22 protein-coding genes and 1 rRNA gene are annotated in these 22,537 nt (G+C 68.4%); 15 read left to right on the forward strand and 8 right to left on the reverse strand.

Annotated elements, in window-relative coordinates:
• Window positions 1-159: 159 nt before the first annotated feature.
• Window positions 160-277: ribosomal RNA gene (gene rrf / locus AB0P21_RS13710) — 5S ribosomal RNA — on the forward strand.
• Between the two features lie 63 nt (window positions 278-340).
• Here the strand turns inward: rrf and AB0P21_RS13715 are convergent.
• Genes AB0P21_RS13715 through AB0P21_RS13725 form a run of 3 tightly spaced genes read right to left on the reverse strand, consistent with a single transcriptional unit; the run spans window position 341 to window position 2,208 of the window.
• Window positions 341-1,099, reverse strand: coding sequence for an IclR family transcriptional regulator (locus tag AB0P21_RS13715; RefSeq protein ID WP_363696514.1), 759 nt, complete (start codon window positions 1,097-1,099; stop codon window positions 341-343).
• Between the two features lie 24 nt (window positions 1,100-1,123).
• Complete coding sequence (locus AB0P21_RS13720; RefSeq protein ID WP_363696516.1) at window positions 1,124-1,315, reverse strand: hypothetical protein; 192 nt, start codon at window positions 1,313-1,315, stop codon at window positions 1,124-1,126.
• Entirely contained in the window at window positions 1,312-2,208 is an 897-nt protein-coding gene (locus AB0P21_RS13725; RefSeq protein WP_363696518.1) for a GNAT family N-acetyltransferase, read from the reverse strand. The genes AB0P21_RS13720 and AB0P21_RS13725 overlap by 4 nt, the downstream gene beginning before the upstream one ends.
• Before the next feature lie 143 nt (window positions 2,209-2,351).
• Here AB0P21_RS13725 and hutH point away from each other — a divergent pair, with 143 nt between their 5' ends.
• From hutH to hutI, 9 genes are all read left to right on the forward strand, one after another.
• The gene (gene hutH, locus AB0P21_RS13730; protein WP_363696519.1) at window positions 2,352-3,896 is read left to right on the forward strand and encodes a histidine ammonia-lyase; all 1,545 of its coding nucleotides are present in this window, start codon (window positions 2,352-2,354) and stop codon (window positions 3,894-3,896) included.
• A 15-nt stretch (window positions 3,897-3,911) separates the two neighbouring features.
• Window positions 3,912-5,567, forward strand: a complete 1,656-nt coding sequence (gene hutU, locus AB0P21_RS13735; RefSeq protein WP_363696520.1) for a urocanate hydratase — start codon at window positions 3,912-3,914, stop codon at window positions 5,565-5,567.
• Window positions 5,568-5,708: 141 nt separating this feature from the next.
• Window positions 5,709-6,707: an ABC transporter ATP-binding protein gene (locus tag AB0P21_RS13740; protein ID WP_363696521.1), complete on the forward strand. Its 999-nt coding sequence runs from the start codon at window positions 5,709-5,711 to the stop codon at window positions 6,705-6,707.
• On the forward strand, window positions 6,704-7,357 hold the full coding sequence (locus AB0P21_RS13745) for an ABC transporter permease subunit (RefSeq protein ID WP_363696522.1): 654 nt from the start codon (window positions 6,704-6,706) through the stop codon (window positions 7,355-7,357). The genes AB0P21_RS13740 and AB0P21_RS13745 overlap by 4 nt, the downstream gene beginning before the upstream one ends.
• 1 nt (window position 7,358) lies before the next feature.
• Window positions 7,359-8,072, forward strand: a complete 714-nt coding sequence (locus AB0P21_RS13750; protein WP_363696523.1) for an ABC transporter permease — start codon at window positions 7,359-7,361, stop codon at window positions 8,070-8,072.
• A gap of 19 nt (window positions 8,073-8,091) precedes the next feature.
• Window positions 8,092-9,024 (forward strand): ABC transporter substrate-binding protein, encoded by a 933-nt coding sequence (locus AB0P21_RS13755; RefSeq protein WP_363696525.1) that lies wholly within the window; start codon window positions 8,092-8,094, stop codon window positions 9,022-9,024.
• Between the two features lie 75 nt (window positions 9,025-9,099).
• The gene (locus AB0P21_RS13760) at window positions 9,100-10,332 is read left to right on the forward strand and encodes an allantoate amidohydrolase (RefSeq protein ID WP_363696526.1); all 1,233 of its coding nucleotides are present in this window, start codon (window positions 9,100-9,102) and stop codon (window positions 10,330-10,332) included.
• Window positions 10,329-11,639, forward strand: a complete 1,311-nt coding sequence (locus tag AB0P21_RS13765; protein ID WP_363696527.1) for a formimidoylglutamate deiminase — start codon at window positions 10,329-10,331, stop codon at window positions 11,637-11,639. Before AB0P21_RS13760 ends, AB0P21_RS13765 begins: the two co-directional genes overlap by 4 nt.
• Window positions 11,636-12,799 (forward strand): imidazolonepropionase, encoded by a 1,164-nt coding sequence (gene hutI / locus AB0P21_RS13770; RefSeq protein WP_363696529.1) that lies wholly within the window; start codon window positions 11,636-11,638, stop codon window positions 12,797-12,799. The genes AB0P21_RS13765 and hutI overlap by 4 nt, the downstream gene beginning before the upstream one ends.
• A 33-nt stretch (window positions 12,800-12,832) precedes the next feature.
• On the opposite strand, the gene AB0P21_RS13775 is transcribed toward hutI, so the two are convergent.
• The 3 genes from AB0P21_RS13775 to AB0P21_RS13785 all read right to left on the reverse strand — a co-directional run bounded on the left by AB0P21_RS13775 (window position 12,833) and on the right by AB0P21_RS13785 (window position 14,687).
• Window positions 12,833-13,495 carry a hypothetical protein gene (locus AB0P21_RS13775; protein ID WP_363696531.1) on the reverse strand — a complete coding sequence of 221 codons (663 nt, stop codon included), beginning with the start codon at window positions 13,493-13,495 and terminating at the stop codon, window positions 12,833-12,835.
• A gap of 26 nt (window positions 13,496-13,521) precedes the next feature.
• A complete protein-coding gene (locus AB0P21_RS13780) occupies window positions 13,522-14,088 on the reverse strand; it encodes a matrixin family metalloprotease (RefSeq protein WP_363696533.1) in 567 nt (188 codons plus the stop codon).
• A gap of 113 nt (window positions 14,089-14,201) precedes the next feature.
• Window positions 14,202-14,687, reverse strand: a complete 486-nt coding sequence (locus AB0P21_RS13785) for a GNAT family N-acetyltransferase (protein WP_363696535.1) — start codon at window positions 14,685-14,687, stop codon at window positions 14,202-14,204.
• 229 nt (window positions 14,688-14,916) lie between these two features.
• On the opposite strand from AB0P21_RS13785, the gene dnaK reads away from it, so the two are divergent.
• From dnaK to AB0P21_RS13810, 5 genes are all read left to right on the forward strand, one after another.
• The gene (gene dnaK / locus AB0P21_RS13790) at window positions 14,917-16,803 is read left to right on the forward strand and encodes a molecular chaperone DnaK (RefSeq protein WP_363698414.1); all 1,887 of its coding nucleotides are present in this window, start codon (window positions 14,917-14,919) and stop codon (window positions 16,801-16,803) included.
• Window positions 16,800-17,486, forward strand: a complete 687-nt coding sequence (gene grpE, locus AB0P21_RS13795; RefSeq protein ID WP_363696537.1) for a nucleotide exchange factor GrpE — start codon at window positions 16,800-16,802, stop codon at window positions 17,484-17,486. Before dnaK ends, grpE begins: the two co-directional genes overlap by 4 nt.
• A 29-nt stretch (window positions 17,487-17,515) precedes the next feature.
• A complete protein-coding gene (dnaJ, locus tag AB0P21_RS13800) occupies window positions 17,516-18,700 on the forward strand; it encodes a molecular chaperone DnaJ (protein WP_363696539.1) in 1,185 nt (394 codons plus the stop codon).
• Complete coding sequence (locus tag AB0P21_RS13805; protein WP_363696541.1) at window positions 18,700-19,158, forward strand: helix-turn-helix transcriptional regulator; 459 nt, start codon at window positions 18,700-18,702, stop codon at window positions 19,156-19,158. Before dnaJ ends, AB0P21_RS13805 begins: the two co-directional genes overlap by 1 nt.
• Before the next feature lie 361 nt (window positions 19,159-19,519).
• A complete protein-coding gene (locus tag AB0P21_RS13810; protein WP_363696543.1) occupies window positions 19,520-20,056 on the forward strand; it encodes a GNAT family N-acetyltransferase in 537 nt (178 codons plus the stop codon).
• Here AB0P21_RS13810 and AB0P21_RS13815 read toward each other — a convergent pair.
• Both AB0P21_RS13815 and AB0P21_RS13820 read right to left on the reverse strand, forming a co-directional pair.
• Window positions 20,023-21,216: a glycosyltransferase 87 family protein gene (locus AB0P21_RS13815; protein ID WP_363696545.1), complete on the reverse strand. Its 1,194-nt coding sequence runs from the start codon at window positions 21,214-21,216 to the stop codon at window positions 20,023-20,025. The genes AB0P21_RS13810 and AB0P21_RS13815 overlap by 34 nt on opposite strands.
• Window positions 21,213-22,424: a glycosyltransferase 87 family protein gene (locus AB0P21_RS13820; protein WP_363696547.1), complete on the reverse strand. Its 1,212-nt coding sequence runs from the start codon at window positions 22,422-22,424 to the stop codon at window positions 21,213-21,215. Before AB0P21_RS13820 ends, AB0P21_RS13815 begins: the two co-directional genes overlap by 4 nt.
• Between the last annotated feature and the right edge of the window lie 113 nt (window positions 22,425-22,537).

The raw sequence follows: 22,537 nt of genomic DNA on the forward strand, positions 1-22,537 counted from the left end.
GTCTCAACACCAACCACTGGTTGGCAACAAAGACACTTGCTGCGAAGATGATCTGCGTCCACTATACGGTTCCCGAAATACGGTCAACCCCCAGCAACACCCACCCCACGAGGGGTGGGAAGTGGCTTGGTGTGTGGTTGGTTGATATTTCTATAGAGTTACGGTGACCATAGCGTCGGGGAAACACCCAGTCTCCATTCCGAACCTGGAAGTTAAGCCTGACAGCGCCGATGGTACTGCGACCGGTAGGTCGTGGGAGAGTAGGACGTCGCCGGACATTCACACTGTTAAGGGCCACCCCGCAAGGGGTGGCCCTTAATGTGTTTACCCCAGAAACATTTTAGTGGCTGAGGCGCCTGGTCAACGCGTCCGCGGCCTGCCGAGTCCGCCGCGCCAACATGAACCGCTCACCGGCCGGGATCGCATCAGTCCGGAAACTGATACTGATCGCTGCCACCGGATGCCCCGCATAATCCACAGCCGCACTTGCCACCGAGGCAACGCCTGGCGTGATGTGCGAGTCCTCGACCGCGTAGCCCTGCCGTTTCTCGTCAGCGAGGATCCGCCGGAGCTGGCTGAGAGTCTGCGGACCGTGATCAGTACGCCGTACGAAGCTCTCCGGAGTGGGAAACAACGCGCGGACCTGGGCCGGCGGCAGCGCTGCCAGCAGGGCACGCCCGGAAGCAGTCAAGGTCGCGGGGAGCCGGACACCGATGTCGGTGACCAGAGTGACCGGCCGTGGCGGCTGTTCCTTCAGCAGATAGACGAGCTCACGCCCATGCAGTACGCCGAGATGCGCGGTCTGGCCGACCTCGGCGACCAGTTGGGCCAGCAACGGCCGGGCCAGCCGCTCGAGCGGATCGTGGCGCAGGTACGCAGAGCCGATCTCGAACGCGGCGACCCCGAGCCCGTACCGCTTCTCCTCCGGCAGGTGCACCACGAAGCCTTCGCTGATCATTGCCTTCAGCAAGTGGTACGTCGACGAGCGCGGCAGTCCGACCGCGGAGGCGATGCGCTCCATCGGTACCGCTCCGGGCTGAGTCGCCAGGAACGTCAGCACTCGCAGCGTCCGGGTCGACGCGGGAACGTTGCCGCTCACAACAGTGAGACTAGCTGCCCTGTCTCAGATTTCGGACGATTGACGACTCCCGGCGCGGCCGCGCCGAATCCAGAGTCGTAGCCCCTCGCCGGCCAGGGCGAGCGCGAACAGGCCGAGCGCCATCCCCCAGTCGAAGGAATCATTGCCTGACATCAGGAAGCCGACGCCCACCGACAAGGCGGCGAAGAACCCCACCGAGAGGAAGAACCGGGTCACAGTTCCTTCTCCGCGGTCCAGGCAGCCGCCGATACCCGGTAGCCGAGCCAATCGTTGACCGCGAGCATCGGTGCGTTGCCTGCGTCGTTCCCGGTGAACGCCTGCTCGAAGCCGGCATCACGACTCCGCGTGAGCGCCGCCGACTTCACCACCTTGGCGAGTCCCCGCCCCCGGTACGCCGGAACGGTCCCGGTCAGGTTGGACCAGATCACCCGCCGCTCCGGATCAGCCGTGGTGGTCACGAACGAGACGACCTGGTCCCCGTCAAGCAGCGCGACACTCAGGTCGAGCCGCATGTCCGGGTGGTCGAAGTCGTGCTTCAGCCAATCGTCGTACGCCGAGATGTGCGACAACCCGCTCGGATCATCCCCGGCCACCGCCACATGGGCCTCCCACAGCCGCCGCGGCTCGATCCCGGTGAAGTCGACCAGTTGCAGATCAGCCGGCACAGCCACAGGCTCCGGTACTGCGCTGAGCTCGGCGCGCGAGTGACTCATCTGCCGCCCGATCTCGAACCCACGCCGCGCGGCGAACCCCTTGAACGCATCCTCGTCCGCGACAACAATCAGCAGACTGTGAGCCCCCGCCTCAACCGCCACCGCGGTAACTCGCTCAGCGAGCGCGCTGCCGATCCCCCGCCCGCGATGCGCAGGCGGCACCTGCACGGTGATCCGCACCCGGGGCTCCACTGCACTCGGCGGCGGCTGATAGATGTTCCCGTAGCCCACGACCGCGTCATCCTCAACGGCGATCAGCACCACCCGGGTAGTGCTCTTCCGAAGCTCCGCCTCAACCCCACGAGCGGTCTTCACCAAATGTGGCATCGCCGCAGCCCACACCGCCGCAATCCCCACCGCATCAGCCGGCGTGGCCACCCGAATCCCGAACCCCATCCCCCAACCCTATTTCCACCCAGGTTCAGCACTGCACTGACCTGCAGATGTCTCGCATCTGAGACGGCTGATGGGTGGCGGTGCTATCGCCGGGACAGGTGGCAGGGTGCAATGGGCGAGTGAACAGCCAAACATCCCAGGCAGTGACAGCCGACGCCGTGATCGTCGGCGTCGGACCGCTCAGTCCGGCGGACGTCGTCGCGGTGGCGCGCTACAACGCGCCGGTGCGGATCGACGACCAGGCGCTCGAGGAGATCGCGAAGTCGCGGGCGGCCATCGAGGCGCTGGCGCATGCGGATACACCGCACTACGGCGTCTCCACCGGATTCGGAGCACTCGCGACACGGCACATCGCGCCGGAGCTCCGAGCCCAGCTGCAGCGCAGCCTGGTCAGGTCACATGCGGCCGGCTCCGGCCCTGAGGTCGAGACCGAGGTTGTCCGCGCGCTCGCCCTGCTCCGACTGTCCACGCTCGCGACCGGCCGGACCGGGGTGAAGGTCGAGACCGCTCAGGCGTACGCCGGGCTGCTGAACGCCCAGCTCACCCCCGTGGTGCACGAGTACGGCAGCCTCGGTTGCTCCGGCGACCTGGCCCCGCTGTCGCACGTCGCGCTGGCCGTGATGGGTGAAGGCAAGGTTCGCGATGCCGACGGCAATCTCCTGGACACCGCCGACGCGCTCGCCCAGCACGGACTCAAGCCGGTCGTCCTGGCCGAGAAGGAAGGTCTGGCGCTGATCAACGGCACCGACGGCATGCTCGGCATGCTGGTGCTCGCGCTGGCCGACCTGGACCGGTTGCTGAAGACCGCCGACATCGCCGCCGCGATGAGCGTCGAGGGCCAGCTCGCCACCGATCGCGTGTTCGCCGCGGACCTGCAGGCCCTCCGCCCGCACCCCGGGCAGGGCGCGGCCGCCGGCAACCTGCGCGCAGTACTGGCTGACAGTGGGATTGTCGCGAGCCATCGCGGGCCGGACTGCAACCGCGTACAGGATGCCTATTCGCTGCGGTGTTCGCCGCAGGTTCATGGAGCCGCGCGCGACACGGTGAGCCATGCCGCCGCTGTCGCCGGCCGGGAACTGGCCGCCGCGATCGACAACCCGGTCGTCCTCCCCGACGGTCGGGTCGAGTCGAACGGCAACTTCCACGGAGCGCCCGTCGGCTACGTGCTGGACTTCCTGGCGATCGCCGTCGCGGACGTCGCCAGCATCAGCGAACGGCGTACCGACCGGTTCCTCGACGTCGCCCGCAACCACGGGCTGAACGCCTTCCTGGCCGACGATCCCGGGGTCGACTCCGGCCACATGATCGCGCAGTACACCCAGGCCGCGATCGTCTCCGAGCTCAAGCGGCTCGCGGTCCCGGCGAGCGTCGACTCGATCCCGAGCAGCGCGATGCAGGAGGACCACGTCTCGATGGGCTGGTCCGCCGCCCGCAAGCTGCGCAAGAGCATCGACGGTCTGCAAAGGGTGCTGGCGGTGGAGATCCTCACCGCCGCGCGAGCACTCGACATGCGTGCGCCGCTGGAGCCCTCGCCCGCCACTGCCGCAGTACGGGGCAAGTTGCGCGAGCACGTGGAAGGGCCGGGCACCGATCGGCACCTCGCCCCAGAGATCGAACACTCCGTCCAGCTCGTTGCTGACGGCACCTACTTGTCCGCTGTCCAGGCCGTCACCGGCCCACTGAACTGAGAGGCTGGATCACACATGTCCGGACCCCGTCCCGTTCGCGCCGCCCGCGGCACCACCCTCACCGCGCAGGGCTGGCCGCAGGAGGCCGCCCTGCGGATGCTGCAGAACAACCTCGACCCGGAGGTGGCCGAGCACCCCGACGAGCTGGTCGTCTACGGCGGCTCCGGGAAGGCCGCACGGAACTGGAACTCGTTCGACGCGATGGTCAGAACGCTGACCACGTTGAAGAACGACGAGACGATGCTGGTGCAGTCGGGTAAGCCGGTCGGCGTGATGCAGACCCACGAGTGGGCGCCGCGGGTGCTGATCGCGAACTCCAACCTGGTCGGCGACTGGGCCAACTGGGAGGAGTTCCGCAAGCTCGAGGCGATGGGCCTGACCATGTACGGCCAGATGACGGCCGGCTCGTGGATCTACATCGGCACCCAGGGCATCCTGCAGGGCACCTACGAGACGTTCGCCGCGGTCGCCGCGAAGAAGTTCGGCGGCACGCTGGCCGGCACCATCACGGTTACTGCCGGGCTCGGCGGGATGGGTGGCGCGCAGCCGCTGGCCGTCACGATGAACGACGGCGTGGCGATCTGCATCGACGTCGACTCCACCCGGATCGACCGGCGGATCGAGCACCGGTACCTCGACGTCCGGGCGACGTCGCTCGACGACGCCCTGCGGCTCGCCGAGGAGGCCAAGGCGGCGCGCCGGCCGCTGTCCATCGGCGTACTGGGCAATGCGGCGCTGATGGTGCCTGAGCTGCTCGCCAAGGGCGCGCCGATCGACATCGTCACCGACCAGACCTCGGCGCACGACCCGCTGATGTACCTGCCGGCGAGTATCGACTTCGAGGACTGGACCACCGCGCGGGAGAAGGACCCGGCCGGGTTCACCAATCTCGCGCAGGAGTCGATGGCCCGGCACGTCGAGGCGATGGTCGGCTTCCAGGACGCCGGCGCCGAGGTGTTCGACTACGGCAACTCGATCCGCGACGAGGCGCGCAAGGCGGGGTACGGCCGGGCGTTCGAGTTCCCGGGCTTCGTACCGGCGTACATCCGGCCGCTGTTCTGCGAGGGCAAGGGCCCGTTCCGGTGGGCCGCGCTGTCCGGCAACCCGCGGGACATCCACCGCACCGACCAGGCGATCCTCGACCTGTTCCCGGACAACGAGCACCTGACCCGCTGGATCAAGATGGCGCAGGAGCGGGTCGCGTTCCAGGGGCTGCCGGCCCGGATCTGCTGGCTCGGCCAGGGCGAGCGGGACAAGGCGGGCCTGCGATTCAACGACATGGTGGCCTCGGGTGAGCTGGACGCGCCGATCGTGATCGGGCGCGACCACCTCGACACCGGCAGCGTCGCCTCGCCGTACCGGGAGACCGAGGGGATGCTGGACGGCTCGGACGCGATCGCGGACTGGCCGCTGCTGAACGCGATGGTGAACGTCTCCAGCGGCGCCTCCTGGGTCTCGATCCACCATGGCGGCGGCGTCGGGATGGGCCGCTCGATCCACGCCGGCCAGGTCTCGGTTGCCGACGGCACCGACCTTGCCCGGCAGAAGCTGGAGCGGGTGCTGACCAACGATCCGGCGATGGGTGTGATTCGGCATGTCGATGCCGGGTACGAACGAGCAGAAGAAGTAGCCACCGAGCGAGGCGTCAGGGTCCCGATGCGGGAGAACTGATTGCTGCACTGTGCGACCGGAGCAATCCATAGCGCTAAGGTGCACTTTCTTAAGGGTCGAGACGCCCGCTAATAGCGTGTTAGCGGGCTCTCGGTCCCCTAGGATCGTTCGGGCGATCTCCGACGAGCGCGAAGGGGCGCCATGATCGAGTTCGAAGATGTCACCAAGCAGTACCCCGACGGCACGGTCGCCGTCGATCAGCTGAGCCTGCGGATCCCGAGCAACGAGATCACCGTGTTCGTCGGACCTTCGGGCTGCGGCAAGACCACCTCGCTGCGGATGATCAACCGGACCATCGAGCGCAGCAGCGGGCGGATCTCGATCGACGGCGAGGACATCAACGACGGCGATCCGGTCACCCTGCGGCGGGGCATCGGCTACGTGATCCAGCACGCCGGGCTGTTCCCGCACAAGACCGTGGTCGACAACGTCGCGACGGTGCCGAAGCTGCTGGGCTGGGACAAGAAGAAGACCCGGGACACGGCGATGGAGCTGCTGGAGCGGGTCGGCCTCGACCTGAAGCTGGCCGAGCGGTATCCGGCCCAGCTGTCCGGCGGCCAGCAGCAACGCGTCGGCGTCGCCCGGGCGCTGGCGGCCGACCCGAAGATCATGCTGATGGACGAGCCGTTCAGCGCGGTCGACCCGATCGTGCGGCACCAGCTCCAGGAGGAGCTGCTCCGGCTGCAACGCGATATCGGTAAGACGATCGTCTTCGTCACGCACGACATCGACGAGGCGATCAAGCTCGGCGACAACGTCGCGGTACTGCGGGTCGGCGGCAAGCTGGCCCAGTTCGCGCCGCCGGCCGAGCTGCTGGCCAACCCGGCCGACGAGTTCGTCGAGAGCTTCATCGGCCAGGACCGTGGCTATCGCAAACTGACCTTCCTGAAGGCAGAGGACCTGCCGCTGGCGCCGCTGCCCGACGATCTTCAGCTGAGCCCCGAGGGCAAGCCGCTCAGCTGGCAGCGCGGTGGCGAGACGCTGCCGATCGGCGCCACCTTCCAGCTCGGCGACTCGCTGCGGGCGGCGCTGGACTCCGTACTGACCTCGACCGCGGGCCAAGGCGTCTGCGTCGACGACGCGGGCAAGGCGGTCGGCGTGATCGACTACACCGCGCTCGCCGGGGTGCTGCGGCCATGACCTGGGTCGGTGACAACACCACGCTGATCTGGGAGCAACTGCGCGAGCACCTGTACCTGGCGCTGGTGCCGATGATTCTCGGGCTGCTGATCGCCATCCCGCTCGGGTACGTCGCAACGCGGTACAGCTGGCTGGCGAACCCGCTGGTCGCCCTGGGTGGCGTGCTGTACTCGCTGCCCTCGATCGCGCTGTTCATCGTGCTGCCGGCGATCCTGGGCACCAAGGTGCTCTCCTCGATCAACATCATCGTGGCGCTGACCATCTACGCGGTCTCGCTGCTGATCCGCAACGTGATCGACGGTCTGCGATCGGTCCCCGAGGACGTGCTGCAGGCCGCAGTGTCGATGGGCTATGGAACCCTGCGAAGGGTGCTGACCATCGACCTGCCGATCGCCGTCCCGGTCATCTTCGCCGGTCTGCGGGTCGTCACGGTCGCGAACATCTCGATGGTCAGTGTCGGCGCCATCATCGGCATCGGCGGCCTGGGCGAGCTGTTCACCTCCGGCTTCCAGCAGGACTTCCTCACCCCGATCGTGGTCGGCGTGGTGCTCTCGCTCGCGCTGGCCCTGGTCGCCGACGTCCTGCTGGTCACGCTCCAACGGGGTCTGACGCCGTGGGCCCGGGTCAACAGCCCGGTGAAGGAGGCCTGACATGTTGCAGGGCATGTTCGACTTCATCAGCGACTCGGCCAACTGGGCCGGCGCCGAAGGCATCGGCAACCGGATTCTGCAGCACCTCGGCTACACCTTCCTGTCGCTGGCGATCGCGACCCTGATCGCGTTGCCGATCGGGTTGCTGATCGGCCACACCCGCAAGGGCGCGTTCATCGCGATCAACACCGGCAACGCCGCCCGCGCGCTGCCGACGCTGGGGCTGCTGACCCTGGTGGTGCTGCTGATCGGGATCGGCAAGGTGCCGGTGATCATCGCCCTGGTCGTGCTCGGCATCCCGCCGATCATGGCCTCCACCTTCGCCGGCGTCTCCGGGGTCGACCGGGCCACCATCGACGCCGCCCGCGGGATGGGCATGACCGGCCGGGAGATCCTCACCAAGGTGGAGATCCCGATCGCGCTGCCGCTGATCATCTCGGGGCTGCGCAGTGCCACTCTGCAGATCGTCTCCACCGCCACCGTCGCGGCGTACGTCGCGCTCGGCGGCCTGGGGCGTTACGTGATCGACGGGCTCAGCCTGCGGGACTTCCCGCAGATGCTGACCGGCGCGGTGCTGGTCGCCGTACTGGCGATCCTGCTCGATCTCTTCTTCGCCGCCCTCGGCCGGTACGCCGTGTCGGCCGGGCTGACCGGCCGGCGGCGGCGCGCCGTCGACACCAAGACATCAACTGCTCCGGCACCGGCCGGAGTGTAGTCAGGACCCTGGAGGACCCGTGTTCAGAAGAACCTTCATCGGCGCCATCGCCGCCACCGCCGTGCTCGCGCTGTCGGCGTGCGGTGGCGGGAACGACGACCCGCTGGGTGGCGGTGGCGACGCGGGCGGCGGTTCGGCGCCCGACAAGGTCGACTCGCTGACGGTCGGTTCGGCCAACTTCCCGGAGAGCCAGCTGCTGGCCGAGATCTACGCCCAGGCGCTGGAGGCCAAGGGCATCAAGGTCAGCAAGAAGCTCAACATCGGCGCGCGTGAGCTCTACATGGCCGCGATCCAGGACAAGTCGGTCGACCTGCTGCCGGAGTACACCGGCGCCACCCTGGTCTACTTCAAGAAGGACGCCACCGAGAACGAGGAAGAGGCCGTCTACAAGGCGATCCCCGGCGTGCTGCCGAAGGGCCTCGAGGTGCTGGACAAGTCCAAGGCCACCGACGAGGACGCCATCGTGGTGACCAAGGAGACGGCCGACAAGTACTCGCTGAAGTCGATCGCCGACCTGAAGGCGGTCAGCAAGACGCTGGTGGCCGGCGGTGGACCCGAGTTCAAGACCCGGACCGCGGGCCTGGCCGGTATGAAGGACAAGTACGGCGTCGAGTTCAAGGAGTTCAAGACCCTCGACCCGGGCGGCCCGCTGAGCCTGAAGGCGCTGAAGGACAACACCATCCAGGTGACCCAGTTCTTCACCACCCAGTCGGCGATCAAGGACAACAACCTGGTCATCCTCGAGGACCCGGAGCACATCCACCTGCCGAACAACATCGTTCCGCTGATCCGGACCGACCACAAGAGCCCCGATGTGGCGTCCACGCTGAACGCGGTGCAGGCGAAGCTGACCACCGAGTCGCTGACCGACATGGTCAAGCGGATCGGCGGCGGCGCGGAGAGCGCTGACGCGGTGGCCAAGGACTGGCTGTCGAAGAACCCGCTGTCCTGATCCAACCCGCTAGGGGTCGCCTGGACACGCTGTCCGGGCGGCCCCTTGCCATGTCGTCATCATGGAGGAGTACGCGTGACCGAGTCGTTCGAGCAACTGTGGGCGGACCTTGCCGCGATCGGGAGGGACCCTTCGTCCGGCGGGTATCACCGGGGTGGCTGGACGCCCAGCGAGCGCGAGGCGACCGCCTGGTTCACCGCCCAGTGCGAGTCCCGGGGCCTGACGCTGGAGTCGGACGCCCTCGGCAACCTGGTCGCCTGGTGGGAACCGGGAGAGGACACACCGGGGACCATCGGTACCGCGCGGGGAGCGCGGCTGCCGGGCGTCGTGACCGGTAGTCATCTCGACTCGGTGATCGACGGTGGTGCCTTCGACGGGCCACTCGGCGTCGTCTCGGCGCTCTCGGCGGTCGATCAGCTGCGGGCCGAGGGGTTCACGCCCTCAGTGCCGATCGGGGTCGGAGCGTTCGTCGAGGAGGAGGGCTCGCGGTTCGGGATGCCCTGTCTCGGATCACGGATCGCCACCGGGGTGCTCACCCCGGAGAAGGCCCTGAAGCTGACGGATCGGACCGGCGTCTCGTTGGCGGACACGCTGAAGGATCACGGGGTCGACCTGGATCGGGTGGGTCCTTCGCCGTTGCTCTCCCGGATGGGGACCTTCGTCGAGTTGCACGTCGAGCAAGGCCGCGCGCTCACCGCACCGGTAGGAGTGGCGAGCTCGATCTGGCCGCACGGACGGTTCCGGTTCACCTTCACCGGCGAGGCGAACCACGCCGGTACGACGCTGATGGAGGACCGGCACGACCCGATGCTGACCTACGCGATGACCGCGCTGGCCGCCAACAAGCAGGCCCGGCTGGCCGGTGCGCGGGCGACCTTCGGCCGGCTCTCGGTCGAGCCGAACGGGACCAACGCCGTACCGTCGCAGGTGACCGCCTGGCTGGACGCCCGGGCCGCCAGCGGCGAGGTGCTCGAATCGTTGCTCGAAGCAATTACCAGGCAGGCGACCGAGCGGGCCGAGCGGGACGGCACGCAGGTGGTGATGGTGCCGGAGTCGGTCTCGCCGATCGTGGACTTCCAACCCGGCTTGAGAGATCGCCTGAGCGCAGTACTGGGTGACGCTCCGGTGCTGCCTACCGGAGCCGGGCATGACGCCGGGGTGTTCTCCGATGCCGGTATCCCGACCGCGATGCTGTTCGTGCGGAACCCGACCGGGATCTCCCACTCACCGGCGGAGAACGCCGAGATGGACGACTGTCTGGCCGGGGTCGAGGCGTTGGCGACGGTGCTGAAGGATCTCGCCCGGTGACCGCGTACTGGTGCGCGCAGGCCTTGCTGCCAACAGGAATCGCGTCATCCGTCCTGATCGAGGTGGTCGACGGTCGGTTCACCGCGATCACCGCCGACGCCGAGCCCGGTACCGCGGTACGGCTCGACGGCTTGGTGATTCCGGGCCTGGCCAACTGCCACAGTCATGCCTTCCACCGCGCGCTGCGTGGCCGCACGCAGACCGAGCGCGGCACCTTCTGGACCTGGCGCGAGCAGATGTACTCCGTGGCGTCGGTGCTCACCCCCGACAGCTATTACCGACTGGCCCGAGCCGTGTACGGCGAGATGGTGCTGGCCGGGATCACGTCGGTCGGCGAGTTCCACTATCTCCATCACGCCCCCGGTGGCCGCCGGTACGACGATCCGAACGCGATGGGCGAGGCCTTGATCGCGGCAGCGCGGGATGTCGGCCTGCGGATCGCCCTGCTCGACACCTGTTATCTGGCAGGCGGAATCGATCAGCCGCTGAACGAAGTACAACAACGCTTCAGTGACGGCGATGCGGTCGCGTGGGGCGCTCGGGTCGGGCAGTTGCGCGGCGCGGAAGACGTGGTGATCGGTGCTGCGGCGCATTCGGTTCGCGGTGTGCCGCAGGAACAGTTGAATGCGGTTGCGTCATTGTTGCCCGAGGCCCCTTTGCATGTGCATTTGTCCGAGCAGGTGGCTGAGAACGAGGCTTGTCTCGCGGCGTACGGGCGGACTCCGTCGCAGGTGCTGGATGAGACGGGATTTCTCGGCCCGCGGACGAGCGCGGTGCACGCGACTCACCTGACCTCGGTGGATGTCGGGCTGCTCGGCAGTTCGGGGACCTACTCGTGTTTCTGCCCGACGACCGAGCGGGATCTTGCCGACGGCATCGGCCCCTCGGTGGCGCTGCGGGACGCGGGATCCCCGCTCACACTGGGATCTGACAGCCATGCGGTGATCGATCTGTTCGAGGAGATGCGGGCTGTCGAGCTGGACGAGCGGCTGGCCTCGCAGGAGCGTGGGCACTGGTCGGCGGCCGAATTACTGACGGCGGCGACGGTGACCGGGCATCGGTCGATCGGGTTCGGTGATGCCGGGGTGATCGAGGTCGGCGCGCGCGCCGATCTGGTCGCGCTGAGGCTGGACTCCGTCCGGACGGCAGGGACCGGCGGGTCGGTGGAGACCGTGGTCTTCGCCGCGTCGGCGGCCGATGTCACCGACGTGGTCGCGAACGGCGTCCAGGTTGTGGCTGAAGGCAATCATGTGAAGCTGGCGGTCGGCGCGGAGCTGACCGCCTCGATCGAAGCGGTGACGCGATGAGCTCCCTCCTGCTGACCGGGATCGGTTCGCTGGTGACCAACGACCCGGCGCACGGCGGCCCACTCGGCGAGGTGCACGACGCGGCGCTGGTGATCGAGGGCGGCAAGATCGCCTGGGTCGGCTCGCGGCGGGCAGCGCCGGCCGCGGACAGCTCGGCCGACTGTGGCGACCGCGCGGTGATTCCCGGCTTCGTCGACTCGCATTCGCACTTGGTGTTCGCGGGGGATCGCGCGGAGGAGTTCGCGGCGCGGATGACTGGTGTGCCCTACAGCGCCGGTGGAATCCGTACGACGGTTGCCGCGACCCGTGCCGCTGCTGACGAGCAACTGACCGCGAACGTTGGTCGCTTGGTCGGGGAGATGCGCCGCCAGGGGACCACGACGGTGGAGATCAAGTCGGGCTACGGGTTGACCGTCGGCGACGAGTCGCGCTCGCTGGCGATCGCCTCGGGCTTCACCGACGAGACGACGTACCTTGGGGCGCATGTGGTTGCCCCGGAGTACGCCGATGATCCGGCGGGCTATGTCGACCTGGTGACCGGGCCGATGCTGACGGCGGCTGCCAAGCACGCGAAGTGGGTGGACGTCTTCGTCGAGCGCGGCGCCTTCGACGCTGACCAGGCGCGGGCGATTCTGCGGGCCGGTCAGGCAGTGGGGTTGTCGGCACGCGTGCATGCGAACCAGCTGGGGGAGGGGCCCGGCGTACAGGTGGCGTGTGAGGTCGGGGCTGCTGCTGCCGACCACTGCACGTTCCTGACGGATGCGGATGTGGATGCGCTGGCATCTGCTGGAGTGGTGGCAGGGCTGCTGCCGGCGATCGAGTTCTCCACGCGTTCGCCGTACCCGGATGCTCGGCGGCTGCTGGATGCCGGTGTGACGGTGGCGCTTGCCACGGACTGCAACCCCGGTAGCGGCTACTCGTCGTCCATGCCGTTCTGTATCGCCTTGGCGGTTCGGGAGATGCGTATGACGCCTGCTGAGGCGTTGTGGTCTGCCACTGCGGGAGGTGCCGCGGCACTTCGGCGTACGGATGTCGGGCGGCTCACGATCGGCGCGCGTGCCGACCTCGCAGTACTGGATGCGCCGTCGTATCTGCACCTTGCCTACCGGCCTGGCGTCCCGCTGGTCACTCAGACCTTCGTGGCGGGCCGTCCAGCCTGAGTGCCCCCAGGACGGGGGCACTCAGGAAGGCAGCTACTTCACCGCACGGATCGTGGCCAGCACCTGGTCCACGGTCCGCAGCGACTTCGCCTGGGCCGCGACCGGCGACGAGCCTTCGATCCCGGCGACGACCTGGCCGTCCGGCTTCACCAGCATCAGGCTGGCCTGGCTGGTGAGGACGTAGCCCGGGTGGTTGAACTCCGGGGCGATCTTGGTCATCAACGCGACCACCTCGTCACCCACCTTCGGGTTCGGCCGCTCCTCGACCACGACCGCCGCGCCGTAGATCTCCTGCAGCAGGGCGAGCTGGACCGTCGGCTGCGCCTTGCCACGGGCGGTGTCGGCGACCTTGATCGTGAAGACCGAGTACTTCGCCGACGTGTCACCCTTGGCCAGCAGCACCCCGGTCTGGACCGTGGTGATCTTGCCGCGGACGGCCAGCTGGGTGCTCTTGGTCAGCGTCTGCAGATCGGCGCCGGCCAGCGGCTCGTCGACGATCGTGTTGGCCAGCGAGCCGTCCTCGTGCGCGTCGGAGTGCTCGTGGTCGGCATGGTTGTGCTCGGCGGCCGCTGCCGCCGGTGGTGGGGCGCTCACGGTCGGCTGGCTACCGCAGCCGGTCAGAGCGATGGTCAGGGCCGCGGCGCTGATGCCGAGGCCGAGGAACTGCCGGCTGAGCCGGCGAGGTGTGCGAGTCATTGCACAATCCCTTCGGGGAAGCCGGGTCAGTAGTTCGCGTTGACGGAGTCTTTGTCGTGCTGGTCGTACGTGGTGACGATCGGCGGAGCGGCGCCCTGCGTCATGCAGGACGAGTTCGTACTCCGGTGGCCGAGACCGGCGGCGTGGCCGAACTCGTGGGTGGCGGTCTTGGTCCACTGGGTCGTGGTGGTGACCGTGCGGCCGTTCAGCTTGATCGACGTACCGGCGCAGCGCGAGCCTGCTGGGTTGAAGCAGGACGTCACGCCGTACCAGCCGTCGGGGTAGCTGGCGGCCGTGGACGACAGGTTCCAGCTGCCGGGACAGCCGACCCCGCTGGCGTTGACGTCGAGGGCGCTGATCCGGCTGATCGCGGTGTACGAGGCGTTCTGGCCTTCGGTCCAGCCGGAGACACAGACCCGCCAGGTAGCGGTGTTGAGGCCGACCGAATAGGCCAGCCTGCCGTGCGAGGTGACGGCGGACGGAGCGGTCACGGCAGCTGGGGCGGCCGAGACTGCGGTGGTTGGGAGGCTGACCGCGGTCAGCAGCGCGGCCGCGGCGATCGCGGCACAGCGCAGGGCGGAATTTTGTCTCATCTGCAAGTCACTCCTGGGCGTTGAAGATGACGGTGCGGTCTGAGCAGGGGACCGTCAGTATTCGCCAGAAATTCGCCCAGGTCCATGGAAAAGCCCGGTACGACGAGCTTTTTTCAGTCGGCGAGTTCCTTGGAGAACATCGCGCTGGTGGTGCCGTTGGGGCGGCGGATCTTGCCGACCTCGACGAAACCGCGCTTGGCGTGGAAGGCCAGCGAGGCCTCGTCGGGCGGGTCGGACTGGACCCGGCAGACCAGCCGGTCGAAGGGCTTGGCGGCGCGTTCGACGGCGCGGTAGACGGAGCTGGCGACGCCGGTCCGGCGGTGCGCCTCGGCGACCACGATCCGGTCGAGCAGCAGGAAGCGGTCGGCGTAGGTGTTCACGAACCACTGGAAGTCGAGGGAGTCATGGGCGGAGCCGGGCGCGAAGGTGAGGACGAAGGCGGCGATCTCGCCCTCGATCTCCACCACGGCGGCATGGGCGGCGATCAGCCGGAGCCAGTCCAGCCGGTCGGGACCCAGCGGGTCCGTCTGCTCGACGGCGGCGGCGTTCAGGGCGAGCACGGCCGGTTCGTCGGCTGACGTCAGGGGGCGGAGTTTCACGAGCACACCATCCCACGCGGGACACCTTCCGCGGCAGGGGTCCGATCAGGGCTTGACCCCGCCTGAACCCTGAAAACCGGGGGCCGGGGTTGGGAATGACCCGGGGGTCGGGCAATGTTGAGCCCAGTGAACTCAAGTCTGCTGATCCGGACCGCGGCCCGATTTGAATCCGGGCCCTCGGAGAGGCAACATTGAGTCTGCATCACTCAACTTCGTGGAGGTAACGCACATGGCCCGCGCGGTCGGTATCGATCTCGGTACGACGAACTCCGTCATCGCCGTACTGGAAGGTGGCGAGCCCACCGTCATCCCCAACGCCGAAGGAGCGCGTACGACGCCCTCGGTCGTGGCCTTCGCCAAGAACGGCGAGGTCCTGGTCGGCGAGGTGGCCAAGCGCCAGGCCACCACGAACGTCGACCGGACGATCCGTTCGGTCAAGCGCCACATGGGCGAGGACTGGAACGTCGCCATCGACGGCAAGAAGTTCACCCCGCAGCAGATCAGCGCCTTCGTGCTGCAGAAGCTGAAGCGGGACGCCGAGGCCTACCTCGGGGAGCAGGTCACGGACGCGGTCATCACCGTGCCGGCCTACTTCTCCGACGCGCAGCGCCAGGCGACCAAGGAGGCCGGCGAGATCGCCGGCCTGAACGTGCACCGGATCGTCAACGAGCCGACCGCGGCCGCGCTGGCGTACGGGCTGGACAAGGGCACCGAGCAGACCATCCTGGTCTTCGACCTCGGTGGCGGCACCTTCGACGTGTCGCTGCTGGAGATCGGTGACGGCGTCTTCGAGGTGAAGGCCACCTCCGGTGACAACCACCTCGGTGGCGACGACTGGGACATGCGGATCGTCGAGTGGCTGGTCAAGCAGTTCAAGAACAAGAACGGCACCGACCTGTCCGGCGACAAGATGGCCATGCAGCGGCTGCAGGAAGCCGCCGAGAAGGCCAAGATCGAGCTGTCCAGCGCGGCCGAGACCTCGATCCACCTGCCGTACCTGAGCCTGACCGACTCCGGCCCGCTGCACCTGGAGGAGAAGCTCTCCCGGGCCGAGTTCCAGAAGCTCACGAACGACCTGCTCGAGCGCGCCCGCGCGCCGTTCAAGGCCGTCATCAAGGACGCCGGCGTGGACGTGTCGAAGGTCGACCACGTCATCCTCGTCGGTGGCTCCACCCGGATGCCCGCGGTGGCCGAGCTGGTCAAGGAGCTGACCGGCGGCAAGGACCCGAACAAGGGCGTCAACCCGGACGAGGTCGTCGCCGTCGGCGCCAGCCTGCAGGCCGGTGTGCTGAAGGGTGAGGTCAAGGACGTCCTGCTGCTCGACGTGACCCCGCTGAGCCTGGGCATCGAGACCAAGGGCGGCGTCTTCACCAAGATCATCGAGCGGAACACGACCATCCCGACCAAGGGCTCGGAGATCTTCACCACCGCCGAGGACAACCAGCCGTCGGTGATGATCCAGGTCTACCAGGGCGAGCGCGAGATGGCCCGCGACAACAAGTCGCTCGGCAACTTCGAGCTGACCGGCCTGCCGCCGGCGCCGCGCAACGTGCCGCAGATCGAGGTCACCTTCGACATCGACGCGAACGGCATCGTGCACGTCAACGCCAAGGACCTGGCCACCGGCAAGGAGCAGCGGATGACGGTCACCGGTGGCTCCGCGCTGCCGAAGACCGACATCGACCAGATGGTCCGCGACGCCGAGCAGTACGCCGAGGAGGACCGGCTGCGCCGCGAGGCGGTCGAGTCCCGCAACCAGTCCGAGGGCCTGGTCTACCAGACCGAGAAGTTCCTGCAGGAGAACGAGGACAAGGTCCCCGACGACGTCAAGACCGAGGTCAGGGACGGCGTCGCGGAGCTGAAGAAGGCGCTCGAGGGCACCGACGACGAGGCGATCAAGTCCGCCTCCGAGAAGCTGTCCCAGTCCAGCCAGAAGATGGGCGCCGCGATGTACGCGAACGCCCAGGCGGCCGGCGGATCGGACGAGAACGCCTCGGCCGACGACACCAACGCGAACAGCAACGACGACGACGGTGTCGTCGACGCGGAGATCGTCGACGAGGAGCGCCCGCAGGACAAGCCGAGTGATTCTTCCAGGCAAGAGGACGACAAGTGACCGATCGCGACCCAGGCAGCGAGTTCGGCGACGGCGAGCCCGTCGTCCGCGACAAGCGCCGGATCGACCCGGAGACCGGGAACCTGCGGGAGCCCGCCGAGCAGTCGGCGGCCCCCGCGGGCGGTCCCGCGGCAGGGATGCCCGGTACGCCGGGCGCCCAGCCGCCGCGGGAGCCCTCGGACCTGACCGGGCCGTCGGCGCAGGAGGCCCTGCTGACCGAGGCGCTGGCCGAGCGTACGGCCGACCTGCAGCGGCTGCAGGCGGAGTACGTGAACTACAAGCGCCGGGTCGACCGGGACCGGGTGGCGAACCGCGAGGTCGTCATCGGGTCGGTGCTGACCGAACTGCTGCAGACGCTGGACGACATCGGCCGGGCCCGCGAGGCGGGTGAGCTCGAGGGTGCCTTCAAGGCGGTCGCCGAGTCGGTCGAGCGGGTCACCGAGAAGCTGGGCCTGACCAAGTACGGCGAGGTCGGCGACACCTTCGATCCGCGCATCCACGAAGCCCTGCTGCACAACTACTCCGACGAGGTCGACGGTCCGACCGCGACGCTGGTGATGCAGCCGGGCTACCGCCTCGGCGAGCGGATCCTGCGGGCGGCCCGGGTCGCGGTCTCGGAGCCGACCGAGCAGCTCCCGGCCCCCGCGGCCGGGGACGGCGAGGCCGAGAAGCCCGCGGAGTAAGGCATTCTTCCCGAGGAGGTGGGGCGTCGATGAGTACGAAAGACTGGTTGGAGAAGGACTTCTACAAGGTTCTCGGCGTCTCCAAGACGGCTGAGCCGGACGAGATCAAGAAGGCCTACCGCAAGCTGGCGCGTAAGTACCACCCGGACTCCAACGCCGGGGACGCGTCGGCCGAGGCCAAGTTCAAAGAGGTCTCCGAGGCGTACGACGTGGTCGGAGACGTCAAGAAGCGCAAGGAGTACGACGAGGCCCGCCGGCTGTTCGGCAGTGGTGGCTTCCGGATGCCGGGCGGTGCCGGCCAGGCAGGTGGACAGGGATTCGGCTTCGATGTCGGCGACCTGTTCAACCGGTCCGGCCAGCCCGGCGGCGCCGGCAGCGGCGGCGGTCTCGGCGACATCCTGGGCGGCATGTTCGGCGGTGGTGGGCGCACGACGGCCACCACCTCGACGGCCCGCCCGCGGCGCGGCGCCGACATCGAGACCGAGGCGACGATCGAGTTCGCCGAGGCCGTCAACGGTGTCACCGTCGCGCTCCGGATGACCAGCGACGAGCCCTGCAAGACGTGCCGCGGCACCGGGGCGAAGTACGGCACGGTGCCGAAGGTGTGTCTCAAGTGCGAAGGCACCGGGATGCAGACGTCGGTCCAGGGTGGCGTCTTCGCGATGACCGAGCCGTGCACCGAGTGCAAGGGGCGTGGCCTGGTCGTCGACCAGCCTTGCGAGACCTGCCACGGCTCCGGCCGCGGTCAGTCGAGCAAGACGATGCAGGTCCGCATTCCCGCGGGCGTGCAGGACGCACAGCGGATCCGGCTCAAGGGCAAGGGCGCGGCAGGCGAGCGGGGTGGACCCTCCGGGGACCTCTACGTGAGCGTGCACGTCAAGCCGCACCGGATCTTCGGCCGGCAGGGCGAGCACCTGACGCTGGCGGTGCCGGTGAGCTTCACCGAGGCAGCGCTCGGCGCCGAGATCAAGGTGCCGACGCTGGACGGGCTCCCGGTCACTGTCCGGATCCCGGCCGGTACTGCGAACGGCAGCAAGCTGCGGGTCCGGGGCAAGGGCTCGGCGCGACGTGACGGGTCGAAGGGTGACCTGTTGCTGACCATCGAGGTCCAGGTGCCGCACGAGCTGACCGACGACCAGCGCGAGAAGCTGCAGGCGTTCAGCACGGCGTCGGCGACCGATGATCTGCGTGCCGGGTTGTTCGGGAGTTCCTGATGGGCATCCCGTTCAGCCAGCTGCCGACCTGGGACGACCGCACCCCGATCTACGTGATCTCGGTGGCGGCCCAGCTGGCCGGCATGCACCCGCAGACCCTGCGGCAGTACGACCGGCTCGGGCTGGTGACGCCGAGCCGGGCGAGCGGACGCGGGCGCCGCTACTCGGCGTACGACGTGGCGCGGCTGCGCTACGTGCAACACCTCTCGCAGGAAGAGGGGGTGAACCTGGCGGGCATCCGGCACATCCTCGAGCTCCAGTCGGAGGTCGAGGTCCTGCGCCACCGGGTGAACCAGCTGGTCGCCGAGGTCCAACGCGGCGTCGGCGTCTCCCGCCAGCAGACCCAGCGCAGCCGGGTCTTCTCGGCCGGCCCCGCCGGCGACGTGATCGCCATGGGCCGGCAGCAGACCACCACCCGCTGGATCCGCACCCAGCCGCTCGAGCTGGACCAACGCTGAGCTGGTGCCCGGGAGCCTCGCGCGCTGAGGCTCCCGGGCACCAGTAACAGCTCAGCTCGGCAGCTGAGTCTGTTGGGCTTGATTTGAACGTTAGAATTGTGGGGTTGCTACCACCAGACTTCCGGAAGCTCCCACCCCCGCGGGGCTTCCGGTTCGGCCGGTGGCTTCTTCCCCCGGAAGCCGCCGGTGCCCGGAGACACTGAATCCCCCCAGGTGTCTCCGGCCCCAGGCCGGAGTTCGTCTCCCCGGACGACTTCGGCCAGAGCCCCCGGACCCTCGTGGTCCGGGGGCTTCCTCGCGTTCACCCGCCGGTCACCCGTGATCGCGTGGGATCCGGGGTGGCGCGGCCTACTCTGGTTGGGTGACGAGCATTGTGCAGACCGACCGGTTGGTGATCCGGGACTGGGAAGAGGACGACGCCGCGGCCGCGCTCGAGATCTACGGGTCGGCCGATGTGGCTCAGTGGTTGTCGCCGGCGATCGAGCGGGTCGTCGACGAGGCGACCATGCGGGTGATCCTGCACGCCTGGATCGAGGCGCAGCCGAACTTCGTCGTACCGGCCGGCCGGTGGGCCGTGGTGCGGAAGGAGGACGGTGTGGTGGTCGGCGGGCTGCTGATCCGCCTGCTGCCGCCGTACGAGGAGGATCTCGAGATCGGCTGGCAGTTGCGGCCGAGTGCCTGGGGCAACGGGTTCGCGAGTGAGGCGAGCCGGGCGTTGATGAAATGGGCGTTCGACGAAGGCTCGACCGACGAGCTGTTCGCGGTCGCCCGGCCGAACAACAAGCGCGCGATCGCGACTGCTGCCCGGCTCGGGATGGAGTGGGTCGGCGAGACCGACAAGTACTACGACCTGAATCTGCAGGTCTACCGCATCCGCGCCTCCGAGTTCAAAGCCTGACCGAGCCGGACCGCGTCGCGCCGATCCTGGAAGGTCCCCGACAGGGCGGCGGTGGCGAGGAACGCCAGGCCCAGTACGACGTACCCGGCGCCGAAGACCTGTTCGGGCCAGGACCAGTCGCGGCCTTCGGGCACCAGCAGCGCGTGCGGCCCGAACAGGAACGGAATAGTTGCCAACAGCATCAACCTGTGCCGGTGGTAGCCGAAGTACAGCGCGGCCGGGACGACCCAGACCCAGTGATGCGACCAGCTCACCGGCGATGCGAGCAGCCCCCAACAGGCGATCGCGAGCAGCGCCAGGACGTCGTCACCGGCAGCGCGCGCCCGACGAGCTGCCACAGCAGCCAGTACTCCGGTCACCGCCACCAGCCCGAGCCATAACAGCGACCGAACCGGCCCATCGACCATCACCCGGCTGAGAAACGCCTGCAGACACTGGTTGTACGAGTAGGTCGCCCCGCCGATCCGGCTGGGATCCAGCAGCACCCCGAACCAGTACTTCGCGGAGTCCCGCGGCGCCAACGCGAAGCCGAGCACCCCCAGCCCGGCGAAGGTCGCGACCGCAACCATCGCCTCGCGGTACTGACGACGGACCAGGAAATACAGCACGAACACAGCAGGCGTGAGCTTGATCGCCGCCGCGAGACCGACCAACACCCCACGAGGCCAGCGAGTCTGGGGCAGCAGACAGTCCAACGCCACCAATGCCATCAGCACGAGGTTGACCTGGCCGAAGCCGATCGTCGACCGGATCGGTTCGAAGGCGAAGGCAGCAACGGTCATCCCCAAGCCGAGCGCCGCAGCCGCCTTGCTCCACCCCTGCAGCAGCCGGGAGGACACCACCAGCAGGGTCGCCGTCAGCGCCGCCGCGCTGCTCACGCAGAGGGCTAGATCGGCCAGTGGCATCGGCAGCAGATGCAGTGGGACGAAGAGCACCGCGGCCAGTGGGGGATAGGTGAAAGGCAACGCGATCCACGGAACGAGCTGCCCGAAACCCTCGGAGTACAGGCTGATGTCGTGCAGCCAGGCGTAGCCGCCGGTCCGGTAGACGTTGAGGTCGACATTGCCGGACCAGCTGAAGTAGAGCAGCGGGGTGAGGGCGACTGCCAGCATCAGGAGCTGCAGGTGCTTGCGTTGCAGCACTTCGTAGATCGTCTTCATCGCAGCGCCCGGTCGGAGCGAGCGGCGGCGGTGATGAAACCCGTTATCAGGAAGGCGATTGCGGCGATCGTGTAGGAGTTGCCGACGAGCGCCTGCGGTAAGTTGTGGTGGAATTCTTGGTCGTGGGCCCAGGGTGCCTTCCAGGGCAGTCCGAGGGCGAAGACCAGAGTCCAGATCCCGGCGAAGACCTGCAGCGCGCGGCTGCGGGTGGCCCAGGACCACACCACGGCGACGGCGGGGAGAGCCCAGACCCAGTGGTTCGACCAGGAGATCGGCGAGACCAGCAGCCCGGTGATCCCGGTGGCCACCACCGCGTCCAGCGGCCGGCCGGCGTCGTACAGGCGGCGGGCGACCAGCAGCCCGCCGCAGCCGACGATCATTGCGGTGAGCAACCAGAGCGGGCCGGTCAGGACCGAGTTCTCGGTGAGCCGGGCGATCGCGCCGCGCAGCGACTGGTTGCTGATGTAGTGCGCCGGGCCGGGGCGGCCGGGATCGAAGATGTACTTCGTCCAGAAGTCGACGGTCGGGCCGGGCATCACCAGCCAGCCCAGCAGCAAGGTACCGGCGGTCGCTGCCGAGGCGACGGCGGCCTCGCGGAAGCGCCGGGTGACCAACAGGAAGACGATGAAGATGCCCGGCGTCAGCTTGATGCCGGTGGCAACGCCGATCAGCACCCCGCGGAACCGTCGCGGCGTGTGTCCGAGCAGGTCGACCAGCAGCAGCGCGAGCAGGACCAGGTTGATCTGGCCCATCCCGAAGGTGGAGCTCACCGGCTCCAGCACCAGCCCGGCCGCGGCGCAGGCCAGCCCAGCACCGAGCGCCCGGTCCCGGGACCACTGCGGCCGGACCGCGCGCATCGTCACCCACCCGACGACCAGCAGCGACACCGCCGACAGCAGCGTGATCAGCAACCGGGCGAACTGCTCGCCGATCGCCAGCGGCGCCATGATCATCGCCGCGAACGGCGGGTAGGTGAAGCCGAGGCCCATCCCCGGGTACTGGTGGTGGATCGTGTAGATGTCCTCGCCGTCGACGAAGCCCTTGGCCGCGGCGAAGTACACCCGCAGGTCGGACATCGTGGAGGTCGGCGGCCACAGCGCCAGGCACACGGCGACGAAAGCGAGCGTGCCCAAGGCGATGGCGGCGACCCTGGATCGGGGCGTCAGGCTCCGGGTCTTCACCGGCCGGAGTACGGGACTTGTGGTCATGTCTTCGAGCCTCGGTTCCGGACCCCGCCAAGCACATCGCCGTCAAGAGCCCTCCGCGGTCACTGCAACGGATGACCGATCGCAATGCGGGATCACTCCAAAGAGTGACGGCC

It is taken from the genome of Kribbella sp. NPDC056861 (assembly GCF_040687575.1).
GTDB lineage: Bacteria > Actinomycetota > Actinomycetes > Propionibacteriales > Kribbellaceae > Kribbella.

Excerpts from the sequence above, each read along its gene's own strand:
- AB0P21_RS13815 (WP_363696545.1), bottom strand. The coding sequence starts at position 21,216 with ATGAAGACGATCTACGAAGTGCTGCAACGCAAGCACCTGCAGCTCCTG.
- hutU (WP_363696520.1), top strand. The coding sequence starts at position 3,912 with ATGTCCGGACCCCGTCCCGTTCGCGCCGCCCGCGGCACCACCCTCACC.
- AB0P21_RS13775 (WP_363696531.1), bottom strand. The coding sequence starts at position 13,495 with ATGACTCGCACACCTCGCCGGCTCAGCCGGCAGTTCCTCGGCCTCGGC.
- dnaJ (WP_363696539.1), top strand. The coding sequence starts at position 17,516 with ATGAGTACGAAAGACTGGTTGGAGAAGGACTTCTACAAGGTTCTCGGC.
- hutI (WP_363696529.1), top strand. The coding sequence starts at position 11,636 with ATGAGCTCCCTCCTGCTGACCGGGATCGGTTCGCTGGTGACCAACGAC.
- AB0P21_RS13745 (WP_363696522.1), top strand. The coding sequence starts at position 6,704 with ATGACCTGGGTCGGTGACAACACCACGCTGATCTGGGAGCAACTGCGC.
- dnaK (WP_363698414.1), top strand. The coding sequence starts at position 14,917 with ATGGCCCGCGCGGTCGGTATCGATCTCGGTACGACGAACTCCGTCATC.
- AB0P21_RS13725 (WP_363696518.1), bottom strand. The coding sequence starts at position 2,208 with ATGGGGTTCGGGATTCGGGTGGCCACGCCGGCTGATGCGGTGGGGATT.
- AB0P21_RS13820 (WP_363696547.1), bottom strand. The coding sequence starts at position 22,424 with ATGACCACAAGTCCCGTACTCCGGCCGGTGAAGACCCGGAGCCTGACG.
- AB0P21_RS13780 (WP_363696533.1), bottom strand. The coding sequence starts at position 14,088 with ATGAGACAAAATTCCGCCCTGCGCTGTGCCGCGATCGCCGCGGCCGCG.
- AB0P21_RS13805 (WP_363696541.1), top strand. The coding sequence starts at position 18,700 with ATGGGCATCCCGTTCAGCCAGCTGCCGACCTGGGACGACCGCACCCCG.
- AB0P21_RS13750 (WP_363696523.1), top strand. The coding sequence starts at position 7,359 with ATGTTGCAGGGCATGTTCGACTTCATCAGCGACTCGGCCAACTGGGCC.
- AB0P21_RS13740 (WP_363696521.1), top strand. The coding sequence starts at position 5,709 with ATGATCGAGTTCGAAGATGTCACCAAGCAGTACCCCGACGGCACGGTC.